This is a genomic window from Micromonospora sp. NPDC093277 (assembly GCF_044765245.1).
Taxonomy (GTDB): Bacteria; Actinomycetota; Actinomycetes; order Mycobacteriales; family Micromonosporaceae; genus Micromonospora.
In genome coordinates this window covers 132,567-155,505 of record NZ_JBIWJO010000006.1, presented here as the reverse complement: position 1 = coordinate 155,505, position 22,939 = coordinate 132,567, and the positions used below count along the sequence as shown (strand labels likewise).

Annotated in this window: 24 protein-coding genes; 9 read left to right on the top strand and 15 right to left on the bottom strand. The window is 72.4% G+C overall.

All coding sequences use genetic code 11. From position 1 onward, the window contains the following. Positions 1-63 precede the first annotated feature (63 nt). The 4 genes from ACIRG9_RS15235 to ACIRG9_RS15220 all read left to right on the top strand — a co-directional run bounded on the left by ACIRG9_RS15235 (position 64) and on the right by ACIRG9_RS15220 (position 2,777). Positions 64-738 carry a glycosyltransferase family 2 protein gene (locus tag ACIRG9_RS15235; protein WP_402855335.1) on the top strand — a complete coding sequence of 225 codons (675 nt, stop codon included), beginning with the start codon at positions 64-66 and terminating at the stop codon, positions 736-738. Next, positions 735-1,415: a DUF2064 domain-containing protein gene (locus ACIRG9_RS15230; protein WP_402855332.1), complete on the top strand. Its 681-nt coding sequence runs from the start codon at positions 735-737 to the stop codon at positions 1,413-1,415. Before ACIRG9_RS15235 ends, ACIRG9_RS15230 begins: the two co-directional genes overlap by 4 nt. A gap of 56 nt (positions 1,416-1,471) precedes the next feature. After that, positions 1,472-2,116, top strand: a complete 645-nt coding sequence (locus tag ACIRG9_RS15225; RefSeq protein WP_402856060.1) for a class I SAM-dependent methyltransferase — start codon at positions 1,472-1,474, stop codon at positions 2,114-2,116. A 340-nt stretch (positions 2,117-2,456) separates the two neighbouring features. After that, positions 2,457-2,777, top strand: coding sequence for a TraR/DksA family transcriptional regulator (locus ACIRG9_RS15220; protein ID WP_402855329.1), 321 nt, complete (start codon positions 2,457-2,459; stop codon positions 2,775-2,777). Between the two features lie 81 nt (positions 2,778-2,858). Here the strand turns inward: ACIRG9_RS15220 and ACIRG9_RS15215 are convergent, their stop codons facing one another. Beyond that, positions 2,859-4,220, bottom strand: coding sequence for a glycosyl hydrolase family 18 protein (locus tag ACIRG9_RS15215; protein WP_402855326.1), 1,362 nt, complete (start codon positions 4,218-4,220; stop codon positions 2,859-2,861). A 142-nt stretch (positions 4,221-4,362) separates the two neighbouring features. Between ACIRG9_RS15215 and ACIRG9_RS15210 the strand changes: the two genes are divergently transcribed. Further along, positions 4,363-5,619 carry an ROK family protein gene (locus ACIRG9_RS15210; protein WP_402855323.1) on the top strand — a complete coding sequence of 419 codons (1,257 nt, stop codon included), beginning with the start codon at positions 4,363-4,365 and terminating at the stop codon, positions 5,617-5,619. An 87-nt stretch (positions 5,620-5,706) separates the two neighbouring features. On the opposite strand, the gene ACIRG9_RS15205 is transcribed toward ACIRG9_RS15210, so the two are convergent. From ACIRG9_RS15205 to ACIRG9_RS15140, 14 genes are all read right to left on the bottom strand, one after another. Further along, entirely contained in the window at positions 5,707-7,170 is a 1,464-nt protein-coding gene (locus ACIRG9_RS15205; RefSeq protein ID WP_402855320.1) for a GH1 family beta-glucosidase, read from the bottom strand. Positions 7,171-7,214: 44 nt separating this feature from the next. Continuing rightward, positions 7,215-8,222, bottom strand: coding sequence for an ABC transporter ATP-binding protein (locus tag ACIRG9_RS15200; protein WP_402855317.1), 1,008 nt, complete (start codon positions 8,220-8,222; stop codon positions 7,215-7,217). A 56-nt stretch (positions 8,223-8,278) separates the two neighbouring features. Next, positions 8,279-9,328, bottom strand: coding sequence for an ABC transporter permease (locus tag ACIRG9_RS15195; protein ID WP_402855314.1), 1,050 nt, complete (start codon positions 9,326-9,328; stop codon positions 8,279-8,281). Between the two features lie 3 nt (positions 9,329-9,331). Beyond that, positions 9,332-10,312: an ABC transporter permease gene (locus tag ACIRG9_RS15190; RefSeq protein ID WP_402855311.1), complete on the bottom strand. Its 981-nt coding sequence runs from the start codon at positions 10,310-10,312 to the stop codon at positions 9,332-9,334. Next, positions 10,309-11,388: an ABC transporter ATP-binding protein gene (locus ACIRG9_RS15185; RefSeq protein WP_402855308.1), complete on the bottom strand. Its 1,080-nt coding sequence runs from the start codon at positions 11,386-11,388 to the stop codon at positions 10,309-10,311. The genes ACIRG9_RS15190 and ACIRG9_RS15185 overlap by 4 nt, the downstream gene beginning before the upstream one ends. 117 nt (positions 11,389-11,505) lie before the next feature. Next, the gene (locus ACIRG9_RS15180) at positions 11,506-13,185 is read right to left on the bottom strand and encodes an ABC transporter substrate-binding protein (protein WP_402855305.1); all 1,680 of its coding nucleotides are present in this window, start codon (positions 13,183-13,185) and stop codon (positions 11,506-11,508) included. Between the two features lie 91 nt (positions 13,186-13,276). Then, positions 13,277-14,347: a LacI family DNA-binding transcriptional regulator gene (locus ACIRG9_RS15175; protein WP_402855302.1), complete on the bottom strand. Its 1,071-nt coding sequence runs from the start codon at positions 14,345-14,347 to the stop codon at positions 13,277-13,279. Positions 14,348-14,576: 229 nt separating this feature from the next. Further along, positions 14,577-15,329, bottom strand: coding sequence for an FkbM family methyltransferase (locus ACIRG9_RS15170; protein WP_402856057.1), 753 nt, complete (start codon positions 15,327-15,329; stop codon positions 14,577-14,579). 221 nt (positions 15,330-15,550) lie between these two features. Continuing rightward, positions 15,551-15,931, bottom strand: coding sequence for a YccF domain-containing protein (locus ACIRG9_RS15165; RefSeq protein ID WP_402855299.1), 381 nt, complete (start codon positions 15,929-15,931; stop codon positions 15,551-15,553). Positions 15,932-16,011: 80 nt separating this feature from the next. Then, a complete protein-coding gene (locus ACIRG9_RS15160) occupies positions 16,012-16,398 on the bottom strand; it encodes a VOC family protein (protein WP_402856054.1) in 387 nt (128 codons plus the stop codon). Further along, positions 16,398-16,679 (bottom strand): ArsR/SmtB family transcription factor, encoded by a 282-nt coding sequence (locus tag ACIRG9_RS15155; RefSeq protein ID WP_402855296.1) that lies wholly within the window; start codon positions 16,677-16,679, stop codon positions 16,398-16,400. The genes ACIRG9_RS15160 and ACIRG9_RS15155 overlap by 1 nt, the downstream gene beginning before the upstream one ends. Beyond that, positions 16,676-17,080 (bottom strand): VOC family protein, encoded by a 405-nt coding sequence (locus ACIRG9_RS15150; RefSeq protein ID WP_402855293.1) that lies wholly within the window; start codon positions 17,078-17,080, stop codon positions 16,676-16,678. The genes ACIRG9_RS15155 and ACIRG9_RS15150 overlap by 4 nt, the downstream gene beginning before the upstream one ends. 74 nt (positions 17,081-17,154) lie before the next feature. Then, positions 17,155-17,835, bottom strand: a complete 681-nt coding sequence (locus ACIRG9_RS15145) for a response regulator (RefSeq protein ID WP_402855290.1) — start codon at positions 17,833-17,835, stop codon at positions 17,155-17,157. After that, a complete protein-coding gene (locus tag ACIRG9_RS15140; protein ID WP_402855287.1) occupies positions 17,832-18,959 on the bottom strand; it encodes a sensor histidine kinase in 1,128 nt (375 codons plus the stop codon). The genes ACIRG9_RS15145 and ACIRG9_RS15140 overlap by 4 nt, the downstream gene beginning before the upstream one ends. Before the next feature lie 102 nt (positions 18,960-19,061). On the opposite strand from ACIRG9_RS15140, the gene ACIRG9_RS15135 reads away from it, so the two are divergent. Genes ACIRG9_RS15135 through ACIRG9_RS15120 form a run of 4 tightly spaced genes read left to right on the top strand, consistent with a single transcriptional unit; the run spans position 19,062 to position 22,856 of the window. Then, entirely contained in the window at positions 19,062-19,796 is a 735-nt protein-coding gene (locus ACIRG9_RS15135) for an ABC transporter ATP-binding protein (RefSeq protein ID WP_402855284.1), read from the top strand. After that, the gene (locus tag ACIRG9_RS15130) at positions 19,793-20,566 is read left to right on the top strand and encodes an ABC transporter permease (protein ID WP_402855281.1); all 774 of its coding nucleotides are present in this window, start codon (positions 19,793-19,795) and stop codon (positions 20,564-20,566) included. Before ACIRG9_RS15135 ends, ACIRG9_RS15130 begins: the two co-directional genes overlap by 4 nt. Positions 20,567-20,607: 41 nt before the next feature. Further along, complete coding sequence (locus ACIRG9_RS15125; protein ID WP_402855278.1) at positions 20,608-21,717, top strand: M24 family metallopeptidase; 1,110 nt, start codon at positions 20,608-20,610, stop codon at positions 21,715-21,717. Further along, positions 21,714-22,856: an acyl-CoA dehydrogenase family protein gene (locus tag ACIRG9_RS15120; RefSeq protein ID WP_402855276.1), complete on the top strand. Its 1,143-nt coding sequence runs from the start codon at positions 21,714-21,716 to the stop codon at positions 22,854-22,856. The genes ACIRG9_RS15125 and ACIRG9_RS15120 overlap by 4 nt, the downstream gene beginning before the upstream one ends. Positions 22,857-22,939: the final 83 nt, after the last annotated feature.

Genomic DNA, 22,939 nt, shown 5'->3' with positions numbered 1-22,939 from the left:
GTAACAGATCCGTAAGGCCCGATCTGGCTGCCGCAGCCCTGGTCGCGGCTTAGCGTCGGCGGTATGCCGACACCGATCGACGTGGTCCTGCCGTGCCTCGACGAGGCCGCCGCCCTGCCCGGCGTCCTCGCCGCACTGCCGCACGGATACCAGGCGATCGTGGTGGACAACGGCTCCCGGGACGGCTCGGCGGAGGTGGCCGCGCGGCACGGCGCCCGGGTGGTGCAGGAGCCCCGCCGGGGGTACGGCGCGGCCGTGCACGCCGGCCTGCTGGCCGCCGACGCGGAACTGGTCTGCGTTCTCGACGCCGACGGCTCGTTCGACCCGGCGGAACTGCCCGCCCTGGTCGACCCGGTCGCCCGTGGCGCCGCCGACCTGGCGGTGGGCCGGCGACGACCCGTCCGCGCCGGCGCCTGGCCCTGGCACGCCCGCGCCGGCACGGCTCTCGTCGCGGCGCTGCTGCGACAGCGGGGCGTGCCGCTGCGGGACCTCAGCCCGATCCGGGTGGCCCGCCGCGACGCCCTGCTCGCCCTCGGCGTCAGCGACCGGGCCTTCGGCTATCCCCTCGAACTGCTGATCCGCGCCGCCGCCTCCGGTTGGCGGATCCGGGAGCTGGACGTCAGCTACGCCCCTCGGGCCGCCGGCACCCGGTCCAAGGTCTCCGGCTCGGTACGCGGCACGCTGCGCGCCACCCGCGACTTCGCCGGCGTCCTGCGCACCGTGGGCCGATCCCGATGACCGTGCTGCTGGTGATGGCCAAGGCGCCCGTGCCGGGTGCCGTCAAGACCCGGCTCTGCCCGCCGGCCACTCCCGGTGAGGCGGCCCGGATCGCCGCAGCGGCGCTGCGCGACACTCTCGACGCCGTCCGCGCGGTACCCGGGGTGACGCCCGTGCTTGCCGTACGGGGATGCGTCGCCGACGCCGAGGACGGCGCCGAACTGGCGGCCGCCCTCGCCGGCTGGTCGGTGCTGGCCCAGCGGGGTGGCGACCTGGCCGACCGGCTCGCCAACGCCCATGCCGACGTGGCGGCGGCCTGGCCGGGCCGGCCGGTGCTGCAGATCGGTATGGACACGCCGCAACTGACCCCGGGGCGACTGCTCGCGGCGGCGCGGTGTCTCGACCTGGCCGACGCCGTGCTCGGTCCGGCGGTGGACGGCGGATGGTGGGCGCTGGGTTTGCGCGACCCTAGGCAGGCCGCCGCGTTGCGGGCGGTGCCGATGTCTACCGCGTGGACCGGCCAGCGCACCTGGCTGGCCCTCGCGAGGCGGGGGCTGCGCACGCTGCCCCTGCCGGTGCTGCGCGACGTCGACGAGTGGCCCGACGCGCTCGCGGTGGCCGCCGAGGCGCCGGCGAGCCGCTTCGCCCGCCAGGTCGCGCGGCTTCGTCCCACCCCGGTCCCGGGCGGCCGGCCGTGACCGTCGACGCGGTCGGAGCGGCGGGGCGACCGGATCGCCGGCCGGATCCCGACGAGATCGAGGACGTCTTCGCGCCGGCCCTGCGCCCGCAGCCGGGCGTGCACTGGCTCACGCAGGCCGACGGCCGAGGTCGTCGGCTGCCGGTACGGCGCTGGCACGGTCCGCCCGAGCCGGCGACCGCCGCCGTCGTCGCCCGGTGCGCCGGCCCGACCCTGGACGTCGGCTGCGGCCCGGGCCGGCTCACGCTCGCGCTGGCCCGGGCCGGGCGCACCGCGGTCGGCGTCGACATCTCCCCGTACGCGGTGCGGCTCACCCGGGCGCGTGGGGCGGTCGCCGTCCACCGCGACGTCTTCGCCGCCCTGCCCGGCGAGGGTCGCTGGGCGCACGTCCTGCTCGTCGACGGCAACATCGGTATCGGCGGTGACCCGTACGCACTGCTCCGGCGGTGCCGGGCGCTGATCCGGGCCGGCGGCACCGTCCTCGTCGAGCTGGAACCTCCGGGTCCGGGGCTGTGGCGCGGACACGCCCGGCTGACCTCCCGCTCCCCGGCGGGCGACGTACGCCGCAGCGACGCCTTCCGCTGGGCGCGGCTGGACACGGTGGCGGTGCACGACACCGCCCGCGCCGCCGGGCTGGCCGTGCGGGACGTGTTCGAGGTGGGCCGCCGGTGGTTCGGTGAGCTGTTCCCGGAGCAGCCGTGACGCAGGCCGCCGACCGGTGGGCGGAGCGGACGGCGAGCCCGGCAACCCGGACCGGGCCGCCGCGTTGGCCGGTGGTCCCGGGAAGTGGCAATGCGGTTGGCGTCCTGGCCCGGGCCGCCTATGGTGAACAGATGTATCCGGTCCGGCAGCCGATCAACGTCACCACGGTGACGTCTGCTGTCGTGCCCTGCCCGCGGCATGCGGTTGCGCCCATTCACGGCCTGCCGAGCCCGATCCCCACCGGCCGTGGCCCTCCGGGAAATTCGCACCCCGTGAGTACGCCACCAGGGCGGAGCCATTCGGCTTCGGCCCTTTTTCTTTTTCCGGAAGGGATCCGACATTGAGCACCGACCTCCGAGACGCCGCCGGCCAGGAGCGGATCACGCGGCTGCGGGCCACGCTGACCACCGATTTCGAGGCGCAGACCGCCCGCCTCACCGAACTCACGGCCGACACCGGCGACCCCGGCGAGGCGCACACCCGGTCCGCGCTGATCGCCGCGACCCGACAGAGCCTGGCGCAGATCGGCGACGCGCTGCGCCGGATGGCCGAGGGCAGCTACGGCACCTGCGCGCGCTGCGAGACGCCGATCCCGACCGAGCGGCTCGAGGTGCTGCCGCACGCCCGCTTCTGCGTACCGTGTCAGCAGAAGCAGGCCTGACCCCGGCCCCGCCGGGCCGTCCACGGACGGCCCGGCGCGCCGTGGTCCGGTGGGGCCACGCGCCTGCGGGCCCCACCGGCATCACCGGCCCTGCAGGGCCTTGACGTTGTCGCCGAAGGTCCAGCCCTTCGACCCGTCCCAGTTGATCGACCAGGTCATCAGCCCCTTCAGGCCACCCTGGTAGGTGTTCCACGCCTGCGTCACCAGCGACGGCGCCAGGTACCCGCCGCCGGCACCGGTCTGCGCGGGCAGGCCGGGGACCTGCCGGTCGTACGGGACACGGATGGTGACGCCCTGCACCACCAGGCCGGTGTTGAGGCAGTTGGTCTGCGCGACGAAGCCCTGCACGGTGCCGGCCGGGTACGAGTCGCCGGAGCAGCCGTACATGCTGCCGTTGTAGTACTGCATGTTCAGCCACCAGAGCCGGCCGTTGTCCACGTACCGCTTGATGATCGGCAGGTACGCCCCCCAGATGGATCCGTAGGTGACGCTGCCGCCGGTGACGTACGCGGTCTCCGGGGCCATGGTGAGGCCGAACCCGGCGGGCATCTGCGCGAGCACCCCGTCGATGATGCGGACCAGGTTGGCCTGCGAGGTGGAGAGCTGGTTGATGTTCCCGCTGCCGGTGAGCCCGGTCTCGATGTCGATGTCGATGCCGTCGAAGTTGTACCGCTTGAGGATCGGCACCACGGTGGCGACGAACCGGTCGGCGACCGTGGCCGAACCGAGGTCGATGCCGGCGGTGGCCCCGCCGATGGACAGCAGGACGGTCAGGCCGGCGGCCTTGGCCTGGCACACCTCGGCCGGGGTGGGCACCGTGACGCCGGCGTCCATGCCGTTCTCCCAGAGCACGGTACCGTCGGCGCGGATCACCGGGAAGGCGGCGGTGACCACGTTGTAGCCGTGCGTCCGGATGCGCGAGTCGGTGAGCGGGATCCAGCCGAGCCCGGGGTGCACGCCGTTGGCCGCGCCGTCCCAGCTCTCCCAGTAGCCCTGGAGCACCTTGCCGGCCGGTCGCGACTTCAGCGTGCAGGTGTCACCGCCCGGCGGGGGGCTCGATGTGGTCGGGGTGGGCGTCGGCGTGCGGGTGGGCGACGGGGTGGGCGTCGGTGTGGGGGAGGGGGACCTGGTCGTGGTGGGGGTCGGGGACGGGGCCCCGTCGCAGGCGCCGAGGTCGGTCCAGAGGGCCGGGACGGCGGGCGGGGTCCAGCCGGCGCCGACCGGCGGGGTGTGGGTCTGCAGCGCCTGGTAGAGGCGGCCGGCGTAGGTGGCCTTGCTGCCCGCGGTCCAGGTGACGCCCTCGGCCCAGGCCGGGGCGCTACACGCGACCAGCGCGGTGTGGGCGTCGGCGGCGGCGAGGCCGACGGCGGCGGGCAGGGCGGCGGTGACGGCGAGCAGCGCGACGCCACCGAGCAGGGCGGTCAGTCCACGTCGAAGTCGCATGACATATACCTCCTCATCGATGGGCCGCAGGCTATCAGTTAGGTTTGTTAAATGTAAATGCGCAGTACGCTGTCACCACTTGTTTCATGGGGTGAACGGGGGCCGCCGCCGGGCGGCGCCCGGGGAGAGGACGGCGGCGGACGTGGACGCCAGACGCACCACCGTGCGCGACATGCGCCGTGCCAACCGATCGGTGCTGCTCACCCGAATCTGGCTGGACGGGCCGCTCAGCCGCCATGAACTCGGCCAGACCACGGCGCTGAGCCTGGCCAGCGTGAGCAACCTGGTCGGCGAGATGATCGCCGAGGGGCTCGTCGAGGAGGCCGGCTCCGTCGAGTCCGACGGTGGCCGCCCCCGGGTGCTGCTGCGCGTCGCCCCCGGCTACGGCTACCTGGTCGGCGCCGACGTCGGCGAGACCCGGGTCCAGGTCGAGCTCTTCGACCTGGCGATGACCGCCCTCGCCAAGGCCGAGTACCCGATCGCCGCCACCGGCCCCGACCCGCGCGACGTGGCCACCCACCTGCTGCACGGTCTCGACGCGGTGATCGAGCAGGCCGGCGTCGACCCCACCGCGGTGCTCGGCTTCGGCGTCGCGGTCTCCGGGACGGTCGAGCGGACCCCCGACGCCGTCGTGCACGCGCAGACCCTCGGCTGGGACGGCGTGCCGCTCGGGGCACTGCTGCGCGCGGGCACCGAGATTCCCGTCCACCTCGACAACGGCGCGAAGACCCTCGGCCAGGCCGAGATGTGGTTCGGCGCCGGCCGGGGCGTCCGGCACGCCGTCATCGCCCTGGTCGGCTCCGGCGTCGGGGCCTGCGTGGTGGCCGACGGCGTGGGCTACCGCGGCGCGCACAGCAGCGCCGGCGAGTGGGGCCACACCACGATCGTGTACGGCGGCCGCCGCTGCCGCTGCGGCAACCTCGGCTGCCTGGAGGCGTACGTCGGGGCGGAGGGGGTCCTCGACCGGTTCCGGCAGGCCAACCGGGGCCGCCCGGCGGCCGGCGGCGACGAGGAGACCGCCTTCGGCGAGCTGCTACGGTCCACCAGCCGGACGGCCGCGAAGGTGCTCGACGACACCGTCGGCTACCTCGGCGCCGGGGTGGCGAACCTGGTCAACCTCTTCAACCCGGAACGGGTGGTGCTCGGCGGCTGGGCCGGGCTGGCCCTTGGCGAGCGCTACCTGCCGCAGATCCGCGCGGCCACCGCCCGGCACGCGCTGCGCCAGCCGTACGCCCAGACCTCGATCGAGCTGTGCCGGCTCGGACCGGACGCGGTCGCGATGGGCGCCGCCACCCTGCCGATGGCCCGGCTGCTGCGCGACGGCGGTGTGCCGCGCGGCCCGGTCGTCCGGGTAACCACGGCGCAGCCGGCGCGCCGGACCCGGGCGCGGACCCACTGAGTCGCGGGCCGAAGTGCCCAAAGGGTGCCCGGGCACGGTGGGCGGCCGCCCGGGAGCCCTCCCGTACGGCCGCCCCGTACGGCCGGATCAGCGCTGCCCGCGCACCCGCCCGACGGTGTCCCGGTACCACTGCGCGCTGCGTTTCGGCGTCCGCCGCTGGGTGTCGTAGTCCACCCGGACGATGCCGAACCGCTTGTCGTAGCCGTATGCCCACTCGAAGTTGTCCAGCAGCGACCAGGCGAAGTAGCCGCGCACGTCGGCACCGGCCTGCCGGGCCCGGGCCACCGCCCGCAGGTGTTCGGTCAGGTAGGCCACCCGGTCGTCGTCGGCCACCAACCCGTCGGCGTCCGGCCGGTCGTCGAACGCCGCCCCGTTCTCGGTGATCACCATCGGCACGCCCGGGTAGTCCCGGCTCAACCGGACCAGCAGGTCGGTGAAGGAGTTCGGGACGATCTCCCAGTCCATCGCGGTGCGCGGCAGGTCCCGCCGGACGACCCGGCGCACCGGCCGGCCCTCGTCGTCCCGCTCCCGCCCCTGCTCGTCCACCCCGGAGAAGACCTGCCCGAAGTAGTAGTTGACGCCCAGCACGTCGATCGGGGTGGCGATGACCGTCAGGTCGCCGTCCTGGACCGGGATCCGGATCCCCTCGGCGGCCAGGTCGGCCACCACGTCCTCGGGGTAGCGGCCGTGGAACAGGGGATCCAGGTAGAGCCGGTTGCCCAGGCCGTCGGAGGCCCGCGCGGCGTCCCGGTCGGCCGCGCTGTCGGTGGCCGGGTCGGCGGTGGCCAGGTTGACCGTGAGGCCCAGCTCGATCGGCGTCGTCGCCGCCGCACGCAGGCGCTGCGTCGCCAGCCCGTGGCCGAGCAGCAGGTGGTGGGCGGCGGCGATCCCGTCGCCCAGGTTCCGCCGGCCGGGCGCGTGCTCGCCGTACGCGTATCCGAGCATCGCCGAGCACCACGGCTCGTTCAGCGTCGTCCAGGTCTTCACCCGGTCGCCGAGCGCGGTGAAGACCAGCTCGGCGTAGTCGGCGAACCGGTGGGCGGTGTCCCGGTGCGGCCAGCCGCCCGCGTCCTCGAGTTCCTGCGGCAGGTCCCAGTGGTAGAGCGTCACCCACGGGTCGATGCCCCGGCCGAGCAGTTCGTCCACCAGGCGGTCGTAGAACGCCAGGCCGGCCGGGTTGGCCGGCCCGCGCCCGCCCGGCTGCACCCGCGGCCAGGCCACCGAGAAGCGGTACGTGTCCAGGCCCAGCCCGGCGATGAGCGCCACGTCCTCCGGCATCCGGTGGTAGTGGTCGCAGGCCACGTCACCGTTCTCGCCGTTGGCCACCGCCCCGGGGACGCGGCAGAAGGTGTCCCAGATGGACGGCGTGCGGCCGTCCTCGGCCACCGCGCCCTCGATCTGGTACGACGAGGTCGCCACCCCCCACCGGAAGGTCGGCGGAAGGCTGTCGATCGGGTCGGCCTGCCCGTGCGACGGCTCCAGCTCGGCGCGTCTGACGCCGCGCTGCGACCTGGAGCCGTCGGTGGTCGGCTGGGTGAGAGGGGTGTCCATGGTTCTCCTCGCGGTCGCGAACATGCTCTTTCGGTGGTGGTGGCTCAGCGGGGGGCCGGCGCGGCGGTGGGGTGCAGCCAGCAGGCGAGGGCCCGCCCCGGATGGTCGTCGACGGGTGGGCCGAGCGGCGGCAACTCCTTGTCGCACGGACCGAACGCTTTCGGACAGCGCGGGTGGAACGCGCACCCGCTCGGCATGGCGCGCAGGTCGGGTGGCGAGCCGGGCACCCCGGTCAGTTCGCGGCGAGGGCCGCGCAGCGCCGGAAAGGAGTGCAACAACCCCTCGGTGTACGGGTGCAGCGGCCGTCGGTACAGCTCGACGGCGGGCGCCTGCTCGACGATCCGGCCGCCGTACATGATGGCGATGCGGTCGGAGAACTCCACCAGCAGCGACAGGTCGTGCGTGATGAACAGCACCGCGAAGCCCAGCCGCTGGCGCAGCTCGGCGAGCTGCCCGAGGATCTGCCGCTGCATCACCACGTCCAGCGCGGTGGTCGGCTCGTCCATGATGACCAGCTGCGGCTCCAGCGCCAGCGCCATGGCGATCATGACGCGCTGCCGCATCCCGCCGGAGAGCTGGTGCGGGTAGCTGTCCAGTCGGTCGGCGGAGATGCCGACCAGGCGCAGCAGGTCCTTGGCCCGAGCCCGTCGGCCCGCCGCCGTGCTCTTCGGCTCGTGTGCCTTGATCACGTCGAGCAGCTGGGTGGAGATCCGGTGCACCGGGTTGAGCGAGTTCATCGCCCCCTGGAACACGATGGATGTCTCCGCCCAGCGGAACTGCCGCAGCTTCGCCGGGGTCAGGGTCAGCACGTCCACCGGCGGTCCGTCGACCGGGCGGTAGATCACCTGCCCGCCGCTGACCACGCCAGGCGGCGGCAGTAGCCGGGTCAGCCCGTACGCCAGGGTGGACTTGCCGCTGCCGCTCTCTCCGGCCAGCCCCAGCACCTCGCCACGGTGCAGGGTCAGGTCGACGTCGCGGACCGCGTGCACCGCGTCGTCGCCGAGCCCGTAGTCGACGCAGAGCCCACGGATCTCCAGGACCGGCTCGCTCACAGGGTGTCCTCCAACGTTCGCGGCTGCGGGGCCGCGCCCCGCCGCACTCCTCGCGCTCACTGCCCGGCCTCTTCTCCGGTGGCCGGCCGGCGTGGAGACGGGACGGCCGCCGGCGGCGCCACGACGGGGGTGAAACCGATCCGCATCCGTGCGGTGCGCCCGTCGGCGGTGCGGATCCGGGCCCGGCCGCCGCTGCGCAGCCGGGGGCTGACGAACTCGTCGATGCCGAAGTTGATCAGGGCGAGGGCGGTGCCCAGCAGCGCGATGGCCAGGCCGGCGGGGACGAACCACCACCAGGCGCCCTGGGAGAGAGCCTGCTGGCCCTGCGCCCAGAACAGGATCGTGCCCCAGTTCCACGAGGAGACCGAAGAGATGCCGATGAACGCGAGAGTGATCTCCGACATGACCGCGAAGATCACCGTACCGACGAAGCCGGACGCGATGATCGCGGTGAGGTTGGGCAGGATCTCGAACCCGATGATGCGCCAGGTCCGCTCGCCGGTGGCCCGCGCCGCCTCGACGTAGTCACGCTTACGCAGGGACAGCGTCTGTGCGCGCAGCACGCGGGCGCCCCACGCCCACGACGTGCACCCGATGATGAGCGCGACCAAGGTGTCGCTGGCCTGATCCACGATGGAGGTCACGATGATGATCAGCGGCAACGCCGGGATGACCAGGAACACGTTGGACAGCGCCGAGCCGGCCTCGTCGGCCATCCCGCCGAGGTAGCCGGAGGTCACGCCGATGACGATGGACAGGATCGTCGCCAGGACCCCGGCGATCAGGCCCACGAGGACGACGCTGCGGGTGCCGACCAGGATTTGGCTGAAGATGTCCTGACCCAGATGGGTGGTGCCGAACCAGTGCTCGGCCGACGGCGCCTGCAGGACGTCGCCGCTGCGACCGTCCGGGTCGTACGGCGCCACCCATGGGCCGATGATCGCGAAGAGGCCGTAGACGGCCAGGATGACCAGACCGGATGCGGCCTTGGCGTTGGCCACGAACCGGAACCGGCGCCGCTTCACCCCGCCCGGTGCGGCCGATGGCTGGGCCATCGCGCCCTGGCCGGGAATGACCTGTTCGATACTCGACGGTGAGATCGTCATCGCTCAGCCACTCTTTCGGGTCCGCGGGTCGAGAAGCAGGTATGCGACGTCAGCGAGCAGGTTCGCCACCAGCACCGAGATCGTGATGATCAGGAAGATCCCCTGCATCAGTGGGTAGTCCTTGGCGCCGACCGCCTGGAAGAGCTGGAAGCCGAGACCCGGATAGGAGAAGACGATCTCCACCAGCAGGGTGCCGCCGACGATGAACCCGAGCGACAGGGCGAACCCCGAGACGTTGGGCAGCAGCGCGTTGCGGGCCGCGTAGCTCAGGGCCACCCGGCGCTCCGGCAGGCCCTTCGCGTGGGCGACCGTGATGTAGTCCTCGGACGACACCGTGACCATCATGTTGCGCATACTGAGCAGCCACCCGGCCATCGAGGAGATCAGGATGGTGGCGGCCGGCAGGATGCTGTGCTGGATCGCGCTCGGGATGAAGTACTGGTCGAACGCCGGCACGAGGCCCGGCTCGTAGCCGCCCGACGACGGGAAGAAGCTGCCCGGGCCGGCGAACAGGGCGATCGCGACGAGCCCCAGCCAGAAGTACGGAATCGAGGACAGGAACGTCGTGGCCGGCAGCAGGGCGTCGATCCACGAGCCGCGCCGCCAGCCGGCGCCGACGCCGAGCGCTGTGCCGACGAAGAAGCTGACGATCGTGGTGATGCCGACCAGGCCAACCGTCCACGGCAGGCCGTCGCTGATGACCGTCGACACCGGCGTCGGGAAGAACGTGAACGACAACCCGAGGTCGCCGTGCAGGAGCTGCTTCCAGTATTCGACGTACTGTCCCCAGAGGCCCTGGTTCTTGTCCAGCCCGAACAGCACGCGGAGCGACTGGACGGCGTCCGCGCTGATCCGGCCCTGGTTGCGCGAGATGAGCGCCTGGACCGGGTCGCCCGGGATCATGCGCGGGATGAAGAAGTTGAGCGTGATCGCCGCCCACGCGGTGAACAGGTAGAAGGCGACGCGTTGCAGCAGGAACTTCATCGGGCCTCCCCCGACGGGCCTTCGGCGGCGACGGCGGCCGGGTCGTAGAGCCAGCACGCCGCCCAGTGGCCGGGCCGGTCGGCGATCTCCAGTCGGGGCGGCAGGTCGACCGTGCAGCGGGGCATGGCGTGCGGGCAGCGCGGGTGGAAACGGCAGCCGGCCGGCGGCCGGATGAGGCTGGGCGGCTCCCCGTCGCCGCGGTCCCGCGTGGTCGCGTCCGCGGCACCGGTGATGCTGTCGGGGTCGGGCGCCGAGTCGATGAGCAGGCGGGTGTACGGGTGCGCGGGGTGCTGGGTGACCGTCTCGCTGTCCCCGCCCTCGACGAGGCGACCGGCGTACATCACGATCGTCTCGTCGGCGAAGTAGCGGGCAGAGGCGATGTCGTGGGTGATGTAGAGGACGGCGAGGTTGAGCCGTTCCTTGAGGTCCCGCAGCAGGTTGAGCACGCCGAGGCGGATCGAGACGTCGAGCATGGAGACGGGCTCGTCGGCGAGCAGCACCTCCGGGTCGGCGCCGAGCGCCCGGGCGATCGCGACGCGCTGCCGCTGACCACCGGAGAGCTCGTGCGGGAACGCGTCCAGGTAACGCTCGGGTGGCGTGAGACTGACCCGGGTGAGCAGATCGGCGAGGGCCTTGTCCAGGTCCTCGGCGGTGCGGCCGGCGTTGCCGTGGATCCGCAGCGACCGGGTGAGGTGGTAGCGGACCGTGTGCACCGGGTTGAGCGACGCGAACGGGTCCTGCAGGATCAGCTGGACGCGTCGCACGTACGATCGGAACGCCCGGCCGCCGCGGACCCTGCTCGACCCGCCGTGCAGCCGGATGTCGCCGGCGGTGCGGCGGTAGAGCTGGGCCAGCAGCCGGGCCACCGTGGACTTGCCGGAGCCTGACTCACCGACCAGCGCGGTCACCTGGCCGCGGCGTAGCGCGAACGATACGTCGTCGACGGCGTGGACGGCTGCCGGCGTCCGGGACACGAGGTCACGCAGCCGTTTGCGGACGGGGAAGTGCTTGGTCAGGCTGACGGCCTCCAGCACCACCTCGTTGACCGGCGCCGCCGGGCTTTCGCTCAACGTCATGCCGAGATCCTGTCTTCGGGGGTGTCTTCGTCACCGTGGGGTTACCCGTGATGGGTGGGGAACAGGGGATCCGCCTCCCCGGCCGGCCGCGGCCGGCCGGGGAGGCGGTGCCGCGGATCAGCTACCGGCGGGCTTGAGGTGCAGGACCACGTCCAGCGCGTTGGGCTGGGTGGGCTGCAACGCGCCGTACGGGTTCGACTCGTCCGGCCAGCCGACCCAGTTCTTCGTGCTGTACGCGCCGCCGACCTGATCCGCGCCGACCGGGATCATCGGCATCTGCTCGACGAAGATCTTCTGCAGGCTGCTCATCGCGGCGGTACGGGCGGCCTCGTCCGTCGCGTTCGCGTAGGCCTTCAGGGCATCGGTCGCCTCCTGACTGTTGAAGCGGCCGAAGTTACCCGCCGGGGAGGCGGTACCGATCGGCTTGAGCTGCGCGCCGTCCATGATGGTGCGGTAGATGTCGTAGGGAGTGGCGCCGCCCTCGGTCCACCGGAAGGCGGCGTCGAAGTGCCCCTGCTCCATGTTCGCGAACCAGGCGCCCTCGTTGGCCTTGTCGATGGTGGCGGCAATGCCGATCTGGGACAGGTTGCCCTTCACGATCTCGAGGCTAGTCTGGTAGTCGGACCAACCGGACGGGTCGGTCAGGGTCAGCTTGACGGGCTTGCCGGTCTTGTCCTTGAGGGTGTTGCCGTCGAGCTTGTAGCCGGCACCGGTGAGTAGCGCCTTGGCGCCCTCGACGTCGACCTTCTGCTCCTGGCCCTGGAACTCCGGAGCGATGAACGAGTCACCGGCGGGGCTGGGCAGACCGGTCACGCTCTTCACCAGCGGGTGGAAGTATCCGGCCTCGGCGGTGTTGAAGATGTCCTCACGGTCGATGACCATGTTCATCGCCCGGCGCAGCACCGGGTCGTCGAACGGCTTCTTCGTGGTGTTGATGTACAGACCGTGGATGCCCAGGACCGGCGGCGCCCAGACCTTGTGGTGGGCCGGGTCCTTGTCGACGAAGACGGCCTTGTAGTTGGGGATGAAGACGAAGCTCCACTCCGACTCGCCGTTGGCGAGGGCGGTGGTCTGCGCGCTGTTGTCGGTGTACGACGTGAAGCGCAGCTCCTTGACCTTCGGCAGGTCCTGCCAGTAGCCGCTGTCCCGCACGGTGAGGGTCGTGGTGGCCGGGGTGAAGGACTTCAGCGTGTACGGGCCGCTGCCGACGGGCTGCTTGTTGATGTCGGTCGTCGGGTCGCTGATCTTCTCCCAGATGTGCTTGGGGACGATCGGCACCCGGAACAGGACCTTCTGCTGGTTGACGAACTGCGAGCCGGCGATCTTGATGGTGACCTCGTTGCCGCTCGCCGTCGCGTCCGTGTACGGCACGCCCTGGTCGTTCAGCGCCGGGTACTGCTTGATCAGGTTGTAGGTGAACGCCACGTCCTCGGCGGTGAGCTTCTGGCCGTCCGACCAGGTGGCGTTGTCGCGAATGGTGACCTTGACCGAGGTGTAGTCCGGCGACCACTCGGCCTTGGTGGCCAGCCACGGCTTCATCGGGTCGGCCGGCTTGACCGGGTTCCACATCATCAGCGGCTCGTAGATCTGCCACCGGTAGCCCAGCTTCGCGCCGGCCGAGGTGGTGAGGAACGGGTTGTGGTTCTCGGTCTGTGAGCCGTTCGGCATGCCGGCATTCAGCACGGTGGCCGCCTGGGCCTTGTTCTTGTTGGCGTTCGGACTGTCGCCGCAGGCGGCGAGCGTGGCCAACGCCGTCACGCTCGCCAGGGCGAGAGCGAGGCTGCGTCTGACGCGCATGTGTTCCTCCCGGTCGTGGTGGGTTCGGTGGGTTCGATGGCGGAAACGGGGTGTGAGTCACCGCGACGGGACGTGGGGACGCCCCGCCGGGTCAGCGGATCTGTTGCTGGAACGGCTCCGGCTCAGGCCGGCGCGGTCCGACGGCTCGGCGGTCGCCTGGTAGCGACGCTCCGGTCGAGCCGCGGACGATCAGGGTGGTGGGAATGATGCTGGGGGTGTCGGGCAGCGGCACACCGGCGAAGTGCGACAGGAGCATCCGGGCCGCGGCCTCTCCCATTTCGCGCATCGGTTGGTGCACCGTGGTCAGTGGTGGTTCGGTGTGCGCCGCGTACGGGACGTCGTCGAAACCGACGACCGCGACATCATCCGGGACCCGGCGACCCGTCTCGCGGATCGCCTGCAGGGCACCGCCGGCCGAAAGGTCGTTGTGGGCGAAGACCGCGTCGAAGTCGATGCCGGCCTCGGTCAGCCCTCTGACGGCGCGGCTGCCGCAGCCGAAGGTGAAATCGCCGCCGACCACGCGCCGCGGATCCAGCGGCAGGCCGGCGGCGTCGTACGCCTCGACGAATCCGGCCAGCCGCTCCTGGGTGCAGCCGAACTCCTCGCAGCCCTTTATCACCAGTGGCCGACGCCGACCCAGGTCGAGCAGATGGTGGGCGGCCGACTCGCCGCCCCTGCGGTTGGTGGTGGCCACGGACGGGAACGGCCGCTGGTGAGCGCGGTCGTCGATGAGGACCACCGGCAGGCCGCGGCCGTGCAGTTCGGCGATGTAGTCGAGGCTGCCCTCGGGCTCGATGACCAGCAGCCCGTCGAACGACTTCGCCGACACCTGTGAGGCGAACTGCCGCAGCGACTCCTCACCGCGGTTGCAGGTGAAGAGCAACAGCCCGTACCCGGCGCTTTCCACCATGTCGACGGCGCCCTGCAGTACCTCGCCCATCCAGGGCCAGGTCAGCGCCGGCACCAGCATCCCGACCATCCCGGTCCGGCCGCTGGCGAGGCCGACCGCGCGGGCGCTCGGCACGTACCCCAGGTCGCTGATGACGGCGCGCACCCGGTCGGCGGTGCGGACGTGCACCTCGCCCTTGCCGTTGAGTACCCGGGAGACCGTCGTCTTGCTCACCCCGGCTCGGGCGGCGACGTCGGCGATGGTGATCGGCACGTGAACCTCCCGAGTCGTAGCGGTGAGGCGGGTGTTTCGGAACCGGTTGCGGAACCGGTTCCATCGCAGTGAATCGAAGTGGTGCCGGTCACGTCAATCACGGCCAGGTAACAAAACACGGCTAAGTTCAAAAGCTTAAAAAAGTGGCCACGGCGCCGGGCCCCGAAGTGGATCGCGGACCTGCCCGCTGTGCAGCTTCGATGCCGTCCCGGTCGCCCGGTTGCCAGGCCTATGACGTTGCCGGCCGCCGCGGGTGCTCCTCTGACACGCAGTACACGTCGCCGGAGTTGGCCTCGTGCGGCAACGCCCGCAGGTACGCCGCCACCTCCACCGCCGGCAGCCAGTCCGGCAGCGCGAGGCCCATCTCGTCGCCGAGCGCGACGCTGAACCGGGTGAATCCGAGCCCGGTGAGCCGGTCGAGGCAGCGTGGGGCCAGCTCCCGGGCGATCGTGGTGAACTCGAACGACACCGCCGGCAGCGGCCGGCTCAACCCGGCCAGCACGGCGTCCTCGAACCCCTCCACGTCGATCTTGACGAAGGCCGGTACGCCGTGCGCGGCGATGAGCCGGTCGAGCGTGGTGGCGGCGACGTCGATCTCGGCGTCCCAGGTTTCGTCCGCCCAGCCGTCGGCGCCGGCCGCGGCCCGCACGAAGTGGGGGGAGGCGGTGGAGATCGTTGGGTTGGCGGAGTTGACGTGCAGCCGGACGCGGTCCTCTCGCGCCCCGCAGGCGGCCTCGATCACCGTCACCCGGTCGTCCTCGCCGTAGAGCGCGCGAAGCGCCCGGACGCAGAGCGGCTGGGGCTCGACGGCCACCACCCGGGCACCGAGCCGGCGGAAGCTGCCGAGCCGGTCGCCGACGTGCGCCCCGACGTCGAACACCAGGTCGCCGGGGCGGACGAAACGCGCGTAGAAGGCGTCCATCGCCGCCTCCCGGGCCGGGTCCCCGTAGTACGCCTCCAGCGACCGGCGCAGGCCCGACATGGCGGGATCCGCCTTGAGTGCCTCGATCACCCCGATATGACCACCCACTGCTCCGACCGTAGCTACGCCGCCGGAAACCCGAGGGTGATTCAGGCGACCGGTGCCGGGGCAATGAACCCAGCCTCCTAGGATGCCGTAGGGATGGTAACCCGCCGCGACGTGAACGGCGGCATCCCCCAGGGATGCCGCCGTTCACCCGATCGGGGCGTGGTCGAGGGCGGTCAGGGGGTGTCGACAACCTCCTGACCGAGCGGCCAGAGCGCCGCCGGCACGAGCTTGAAGTTCGCCACCCCGAACGGGATGCCGATGATGGTGACGCAGAGGGAGACCCCGGCGACGATGTGGGACAGCGCGAGCCACCAGCCGGCCAGCAGCACCCACAGCACGTTGGCGAGGCCGGAGGCGATCCCGGCGCCCGGCTTGGGGACGAGAGTGCGGCCGAACGGCCAGAGCGCGTACGAGGCGAGGCGGAGCGAGGCCACGCCGAACGGGATGGTGACCACCAGCACGAAGCAGATCAGCGCGGCCAGGCCGTAGCCGAGGGCGAGGACGAAGCCGCCACCGAAGACGAGCCACAACAGGTTCAATATGAAGCGGATCACGCGTTCCATCCTGGCCGGACCGCGCAACGATCAGGAAGCCGGGGCCCGGCTCCCTGATCTTGCCCGAGGCTCGGTCCGGCTCAGGCGGCGCTCGCCAGCTGGATCAGGTTCCCGCACGTGTCGTCGAGCACCGCGGTCGTCACCGCGCCCATCGCCACCGGCGGCTGGGTGAACTCGACACCGCGCGCCCGCAGCCGGTCGAACTCCGCGCGTACGTCGTCGACGGCGAACGAGGTGAACGGGATGCCGTCGGCGACGAGCGCCTGCCGGAACGGGCCGACCGCCGGGTGGCCGGCCGGTTCGAGCACGAGCTCGACGCCGTCGGGATCGGCGGGGGAGACGACGGTGAGCCAGCGGTGTTCGCCGAGCGGGATGTCGGTCTTCGGCTCGAAGCCCAACACCTCCGTGTAGAAGGCGAGCGCCTTCTCTTGGTCGTCGACGAAGACGCTGGCCAGGTTGACGCGGATCAAGGTCCCTCCTCAGGGATCGGCCACCGATCGACGACCGCGCGCAGCGGCCCGAAGTCGGCGTGGTGGAACTTGTAGCGGCCGCTTCGCTCGAAGCGCACGAGTCCGGCTGCCGAGAGGGTGTCGAGGTGCTGCGAGATCGCCTGGCGGGAGGATCCGATGCCGTACCGGGTCGTCAGCCGCGCGCAGATCTCGAAGAGGGTCTGGCCGTTGCGTTCGGCCAGCTCGTCGAGGATCGCCCGGCGGGTGGGGTCGGCGATCGCGGTGAAGACGTCGGTCACGGCAGGTTGAGCTGCCAGGACACCCCGAAGCGGTCGTTGACCCAGGCGAAGCGGGTGCTGAAGCCGTAGTTGCCGGGCGGCATGAGTTCCCGTCCGCCCTCGGCGAGCGCCTGGTGCAGGCGGGCGAGCTCGGCGTCGTCTCGGCATCGCACGAACAGTGACAGCGAGGGGGTGAAGGAGAATCCGTGACGCACACTGCTGTCACTGCACAACAGTCGTTGCCCGGCCACGCGGAACTCGGCGAGGTGCACGGTGCCGGCGCCGCCGGGGTCGTCGTCCTCCCGTCGTGTGACGGAGAGGATCTCGCCGTCGTCGAAGAGCGAGACGTAGAAGTTCATGGCCTCGGTGGCGGCCCCTTCGAACATCAGGAACGGGGTGAGTGTGGTGTCCCTGTCGGTCATTGCCGGACTCCCGGTCCTCGACCGACCGGATGCCGGCGCCTGTACGCAAGGTTAGGCAAGTACCTGCTTGCATGTCAAAGGTGGCGCGTCCGCACCGGCGTCACCAGGCCCGACTCGTATGCCACGATCACGAGCTGGGCCCGGTCCCGGGCGTCGAGCTTGGCGAGCAGGTGCCCGATGTGGGTCTTGACGGTGGCCGGGCTGAGGTGCAGGTGCCCGGCGATCTCCGGGTTGGACAGGCCGCGGGCGATGAGCGTGAGCACCTCCCGCTCCCGGCCGGTGATCCGGTCGAGGTCGTCCGCGACCGGGCGGGGCGGGGGCGTACGCCGGGCGAATTCGGCGATCAGCCGCCGGGTCACGGTCGGCGCGAGCAGCCCGTCGCCCGCCGCGACGACCCGGATGCCGTCCAGCAGGTCGGCCGGCGGCACGTCCTTGAGCAGGAATCCGCTCGCGCCCGCGCGCAGCGCCGCGTACACGTACTCGTCGAGGTCGAACGTGGTCAGCACGAGCACCCGCGGCCCCGGGCCGGGCCCGGCGCAGATTCGCCGGGTCGCCTCGATGCCGTCCATCTCCGGCATCCGGATGTCCATGAGGACCACGTCGGGTCGGGCGGCGCGGGCGAGCGACACCGCCTCGGCGCCGGTGCCCGCCTCGCCGATCGCGGTGAGCCCGGGCGCGGTGTCCACGAGCAGGCGGAAGCTGCCCCGCACCAGGGCCTGGTCGTCGGCGACGAGCACCCGGATCGGATCGGTCACGGCTCACAGGGTAGGCGCGCGGCGACGCCGAACCCGCCCTCCGGCCGGGGCCCGGCGTGGAACGAGCCGCCGTACATCAGGACCCGCTCCCGCATGCCGATCAGCCCGTGCCCGGCGTGCCGGTTCGGCGGCGGCATCCGCGTCCCCGGCCCGTCGTCGGTCACCTCGACGCGGACCTCGCCGTCCCTGGCCACGATCGACACCCGGCAGCGGGCCGGCGCGGCGTGGCGGACCACGTTCGTCAGCGCCTCCTGCACGATCCGGTACACCGACAGCGCCACGCCCTCGGGCAGCTCGTGCGCGTCCCGGACGTCGAGCTCGACCGGCACGCCGGCCTGCTCCGCCCGCTCGACCAGCGTGGGCAGCGCGGCCAGCCCGGGGGCGGGGGCCAGCTCGGCGCCGTCCGTGTCGGAGCGCAACACGCCGAGCAGGTGGCGCATCTCGGCGAGCGCGGAGCGGCTTGTCGACTCGATGACCCGCAGCGCCTGCTGTGCCTCGTCGGGCCGCACCGAGAAGACGTGGTTGGCCGTGCCGGCCTTGACCGCGATGAGGCTCATGCCGTGCGCGACCACGTCGTGCAGTTCCCGGGCGATGCGCAGGCGCTCCTCGGCCACCGCGCGGCCGGCCAGCTCGGCGGCGGAGCGGGCGGCATCGGCGCGGCGCGCTCGTACGAGGCGGCCGGTGGTCCACGCCCCGGCCAGGAAGCCGGCGCCGAGCACGACGACGCCGAGTCGCTGCCACGAGTGGTACGGGGTGCCGGCCACGGAGCCGCCGAGGAGCACGGTCGCGGCCACCGCGCCGACCACCGGAGTGGGCACCCAGGCGCACCGGCCGTCGCGGGCGACCGGATACAGCGCGAACGCGGCGACGACGAACGGATCCGCCAGTACGCCGGCGGCCGTCGCCGCGACCGACGCGGCGAACACGACCAGGAACACCGGTCCCGGCCACCGCCGCCGTACCGCCACCGGCGCGCCGACCACCACCATGAGCGGTATCGAGACCCAGGCCGGCACGTCGGCGCGGACGACGGCGGACGGCGCGAACAGCAGCAGGTATCCGATCGCGGCCAGGCCGTCGAGGGCGATCAACTGGCGGCGGCTGAGCCGTCTGCTCCGATCCACCCCGCTCACGGTATCGGCGGGGGCCGGCCGCTGCCTCCCCCCTGGGTAGGTCATCCCGTGCTCCGATGCGCCCGGCGCCCGCCCTCGGGCACGGTGGCTGCCGTGATCGAAGTCAACGAGCTGACCAAGAGGTACCGGCGCGGGGTGGCCGTCGACGGGCTCTCCTTCACCGTCCGGCCGGGCGTGGTCACCGGCTTCCTCGGCCCGAACGGTGCCGGCAAGACCACCACCATGCGGGTGCTGCTCGGGCTGGCCGCGCCGACCTCCGGCGAGGCGCTGGTCGGCGGCCGGGCGTACGCGTCGATGCGCCATCCGCTGCGTGAGGTGGGTGCCCTGCTCGACGCGAACGCCGTGCACCCGGGGCGGTCGGCGGTCGACCACCTGCGGTGGCTGGCGAAGACCAACGGCATCGGCGCCGCCCGGACGTCGTCGGTGCTGGCACAGGTCGGCCTGGCCGGGGTGGCCCGTAGCCGGGTCGGCGATTTCTCGCTCGGCATGCGGCAGCGGTTGGGCATCGCGGCGGCGCTGCTCGGGGATCCGGGCGTCCTGATCCTCGACGAGCCGGTGAACGGGCTGGACCCGCAGGGCGTGCGGTGGATCCGCGAGCTGATGCGGGCGCTGGCTGCCGAGGGCCGGACGGTGCTGGTCTCCAGCCATCTGATGAGCGAGATGGAGCTGACCGCCGACCGGCTGATCGTCATCGGCCGGGGCCGGCTGATCGCCGACACGACGGTCGGTGAACTCGTCACGGGCGCCGGGTCGGCCTCGCTGGAGGAGGCGTACCTGCGGCTGACCGAGGGCGTGGCCGAGCACCTGGCGGAGGGTGGGTGGCGATGACCGCGCTGCTCTCGGCCGAGTGGACCAAGATCCGCTCGGTACGGTCGACGATCTGGTGCCTCTCGCTGGCGGTCGCGCTCAGCGTCGGCCTCGGATATCTGTTCGGGCGTAACTTCCGGACCGGTTTCGCGCACCTGCCCCCGAATCAGCAGGACCGTTTCGATCCGCTCTTCGCCACCTTCTACAGCCTCACCATCGGCCAGCTCGCGCTGGTGGTGCTCGCGGTCTTCGTGGTCACCAGCGAGCACTCCACCGGGATGATCCGGGTGTCCCTCGCCGCGGTGCCACGGCGCGGACGGTTCTACGCCGCCAAGGTCCTCACCGGGGCGCTGCTGGCCGGAGTGGCCGCCGTGGTGACCGTGCTCGCCACCTTCGCCGCCGCGCAGGCCGGCCTCGGCCCGCACGGCACCTCCCTGGGCGCGGACGGGGTTTCCGTCGCGGTGGCCGGCGCGTGCCTCTACCTGGTGCTCATCTACCTGTTCGCGACCGGGCTGGCGGCGCTGGCGCGCAGCGCCATCCCCGCCCTGGGTGTCCTGCTTCCGGTCCTCTTTCTCGGCTCGCAGGGGCTGGGCAACGTGCCGAGGGTGAAGACCGTCGCGCAGTACCTGCCGGACCAGGCGGGCATGGTGATCATGCACATTGTCGGGCCGGCGGACGACCCGCGCTTCGCCCGCCCCTACGGTCCGTGGACCGGGGTGGGGATCATGGCGCTGTGGACGGCGGCGGCGTTGCTCGCCGGGTACGTCGCGATGCGCCGCCGGGACGCGTGACCGGCCCCCACCATCGCCCAAACGACCGTTAAGCTCAGGGGGTGGGAACCAACGAGCTGTACCCGGCCGAGCGGCTGGCCGCCGCGCAGCGCGCCACCGCCGCGGCGGGGCTGGACGCGCTGCTGCTCACCCCCGGCTCCGACCTGCGCTACCTGACCGGCTACGACGCCCACGTGGGGGAGCGGCTGACCTGCCTGGTGCTCCCGGCGGAGGGCGAACCCACCCTGATCGTGCCGGTCCTGGAGCGCCCCGGGGCGGAAGCCGCCCCCGGCACCGGCTTCCGGATCGTCGACCACGCCGACGGCACCGACCCGTACCCGCTGGTCCGGGCGGCGCTGCCCGGACCAGCGGCCGCCGTCGGGCTGGCCGACCGGATGTGGGCCGAGCAGGTTCTCGCCCTGCGCGCCACGCTGCCCGACGCCACCCAGCGCCTCGCCTCCGAGGTGCTGCGCGAGCTGCGGATCCGCAAGTCGCCCGCCGAGGTGGCCGCCCTCGCCGAGGCGGGCGCCGCGATCGACGCGGTGCACCGGCGGATGGGGGAGTGGCTGCGCCCCGGCCGGACCGAGGTGGCGGTGGCGGCCGACATCGCCACCGCCATCCGGGCCGCCGGCCACGTGACCGTCGACTTCGTCATCGTCGCCGCCGGGCCGAACGGCGCCAGCCCGCACCACGGCACCTCCGACCGGCCGATCCGTGCCGGCGAGCCCGTGGTGGTCGACATCGGCGGCACCATGCCGTCGGGCTACCGCTCCGACTGCACCCGCACCTACGTCGTCGGCGGCTCCGCCCCGGCCGAGTTCACCGACTACTACACGGTCCTCTACGAGGCCCAGCGGGCGGCGGTGGCGGCGGTCCGGCCCGGGGTGAGCGCCGAGGCGGTCGACGCGGTGGCCCGGGACGTCATCGCCGCCGCCGGCCACGGGGACGCCTTCCTGCACCGCACCGGCCACGGCATCGGTCTCGACACCCACGAGGAGCCGTACGTCGTCGCCGGCAATTCCCGGCCCATCGAAGCCGGGATGGCCTTCTCGGTCGAACCCGGAATCTACCTCGCCGGGCGGCACGGCGCCCGGATCGAGGACATCGTCGTCTGCACGACGGACGGCGGGCAACGGCTCAACACGACCCCCACGGAGCTCATCGCGCTATGACTGTCGACCGCATCCTCCCCACCGACGAGGCCCACGACCTGCTGGCCCTCGCCACCGAACTCGCCGACCGGGAGCTCGCTCCGAAGGCCGCCGGCTTCGAGGAGCGTGCCGAGTTCCCCCGCGAGGTGCTGCGCACCCTGGGTCGGGCCGGACTGCTGGGCCTGCCGTACGCCGAGGAACACGGCGGGGCCGCGCAGCCGTACGAGGTCTACCTCCAGGTGCTGGAGATCCTCGCCAGCCGTTGGCTCGCCGTCGCCGAGGCGGTCAGCGTGCACACGCTGTCCTGCTACCCGCTCGCCCAGTTCGGCACCGACGAGCAGCGCAAGTTGCTGCCCGACATGATCGGCGGGGAACTGCTCGGCGCGTACTGCCTCTCCGAGCCGCAGGGTGGCTCCGACGCCGCGTCCCTGACCACGAAGGCGGTCCGCGACGGCGACGACTACGTGGTCTCCGGCACCAAGGCGTGGATCACCCACGCCCAGGTCGCCGACTTCTACAACATCTTCTGCCGCACCGGCAGCCCCGGCCCGAAGGGCATCTCCTGTCTCCTGGCGGACCGGAACACCCCCGGGATCCACCCGCAGGCCGCCGAGCGGACCATGGGCCTGCACTCCTCCCCGGTGGCCCAGATCGCCTTCGACGAGGCCCGGGTGCCGGCCGAGCGGCTGATCGGGGGTGAGGGGGCGGGCTTCACCATCGCCATGTCCGCACTGGACTCCGGCCGTCTGGGTATTGCCGCCTGCGCGGTCGGCCTGGCACAGGCCGCCCTCGACTACGCGGTCGGCTACGCGAAGGAGCGCCAACAGTTCGGCCGGTCGATCATCGACTTCCAGGGGCTCGGCTTCACCCTCGCCGACCACGCCACCCAGATCTCCGCGGCCCGCGCGCTGATGCTGGCCGCCGCCCGGCTGCGCGACGCCGGCCGGCCGTACTCGATCGAGGCGGCGAAGGCGAAGCTCTTCGCCACCGACGCGGCGATGCGGGTGACCATCGACGCGGTGCAGGTGCTCGGCGGCGCCGGCTACGTCGTCGACCACCCGGTCGAGCGGTACCTGCGGGAGGCGAAGGTGCTGCAGATCGTCGAGGGCACCAACCAGATCCAGCGGCTGGTGATCTCCCGGGATCTGGCCAGGAGCTGACCCTCCGGATGACCGTCCGGCCCACCGAGCTGCCCGCCCGGTGGGCCAGATGCGGCGTGCGCGCGGTTTTCCGGGTAGGTTGC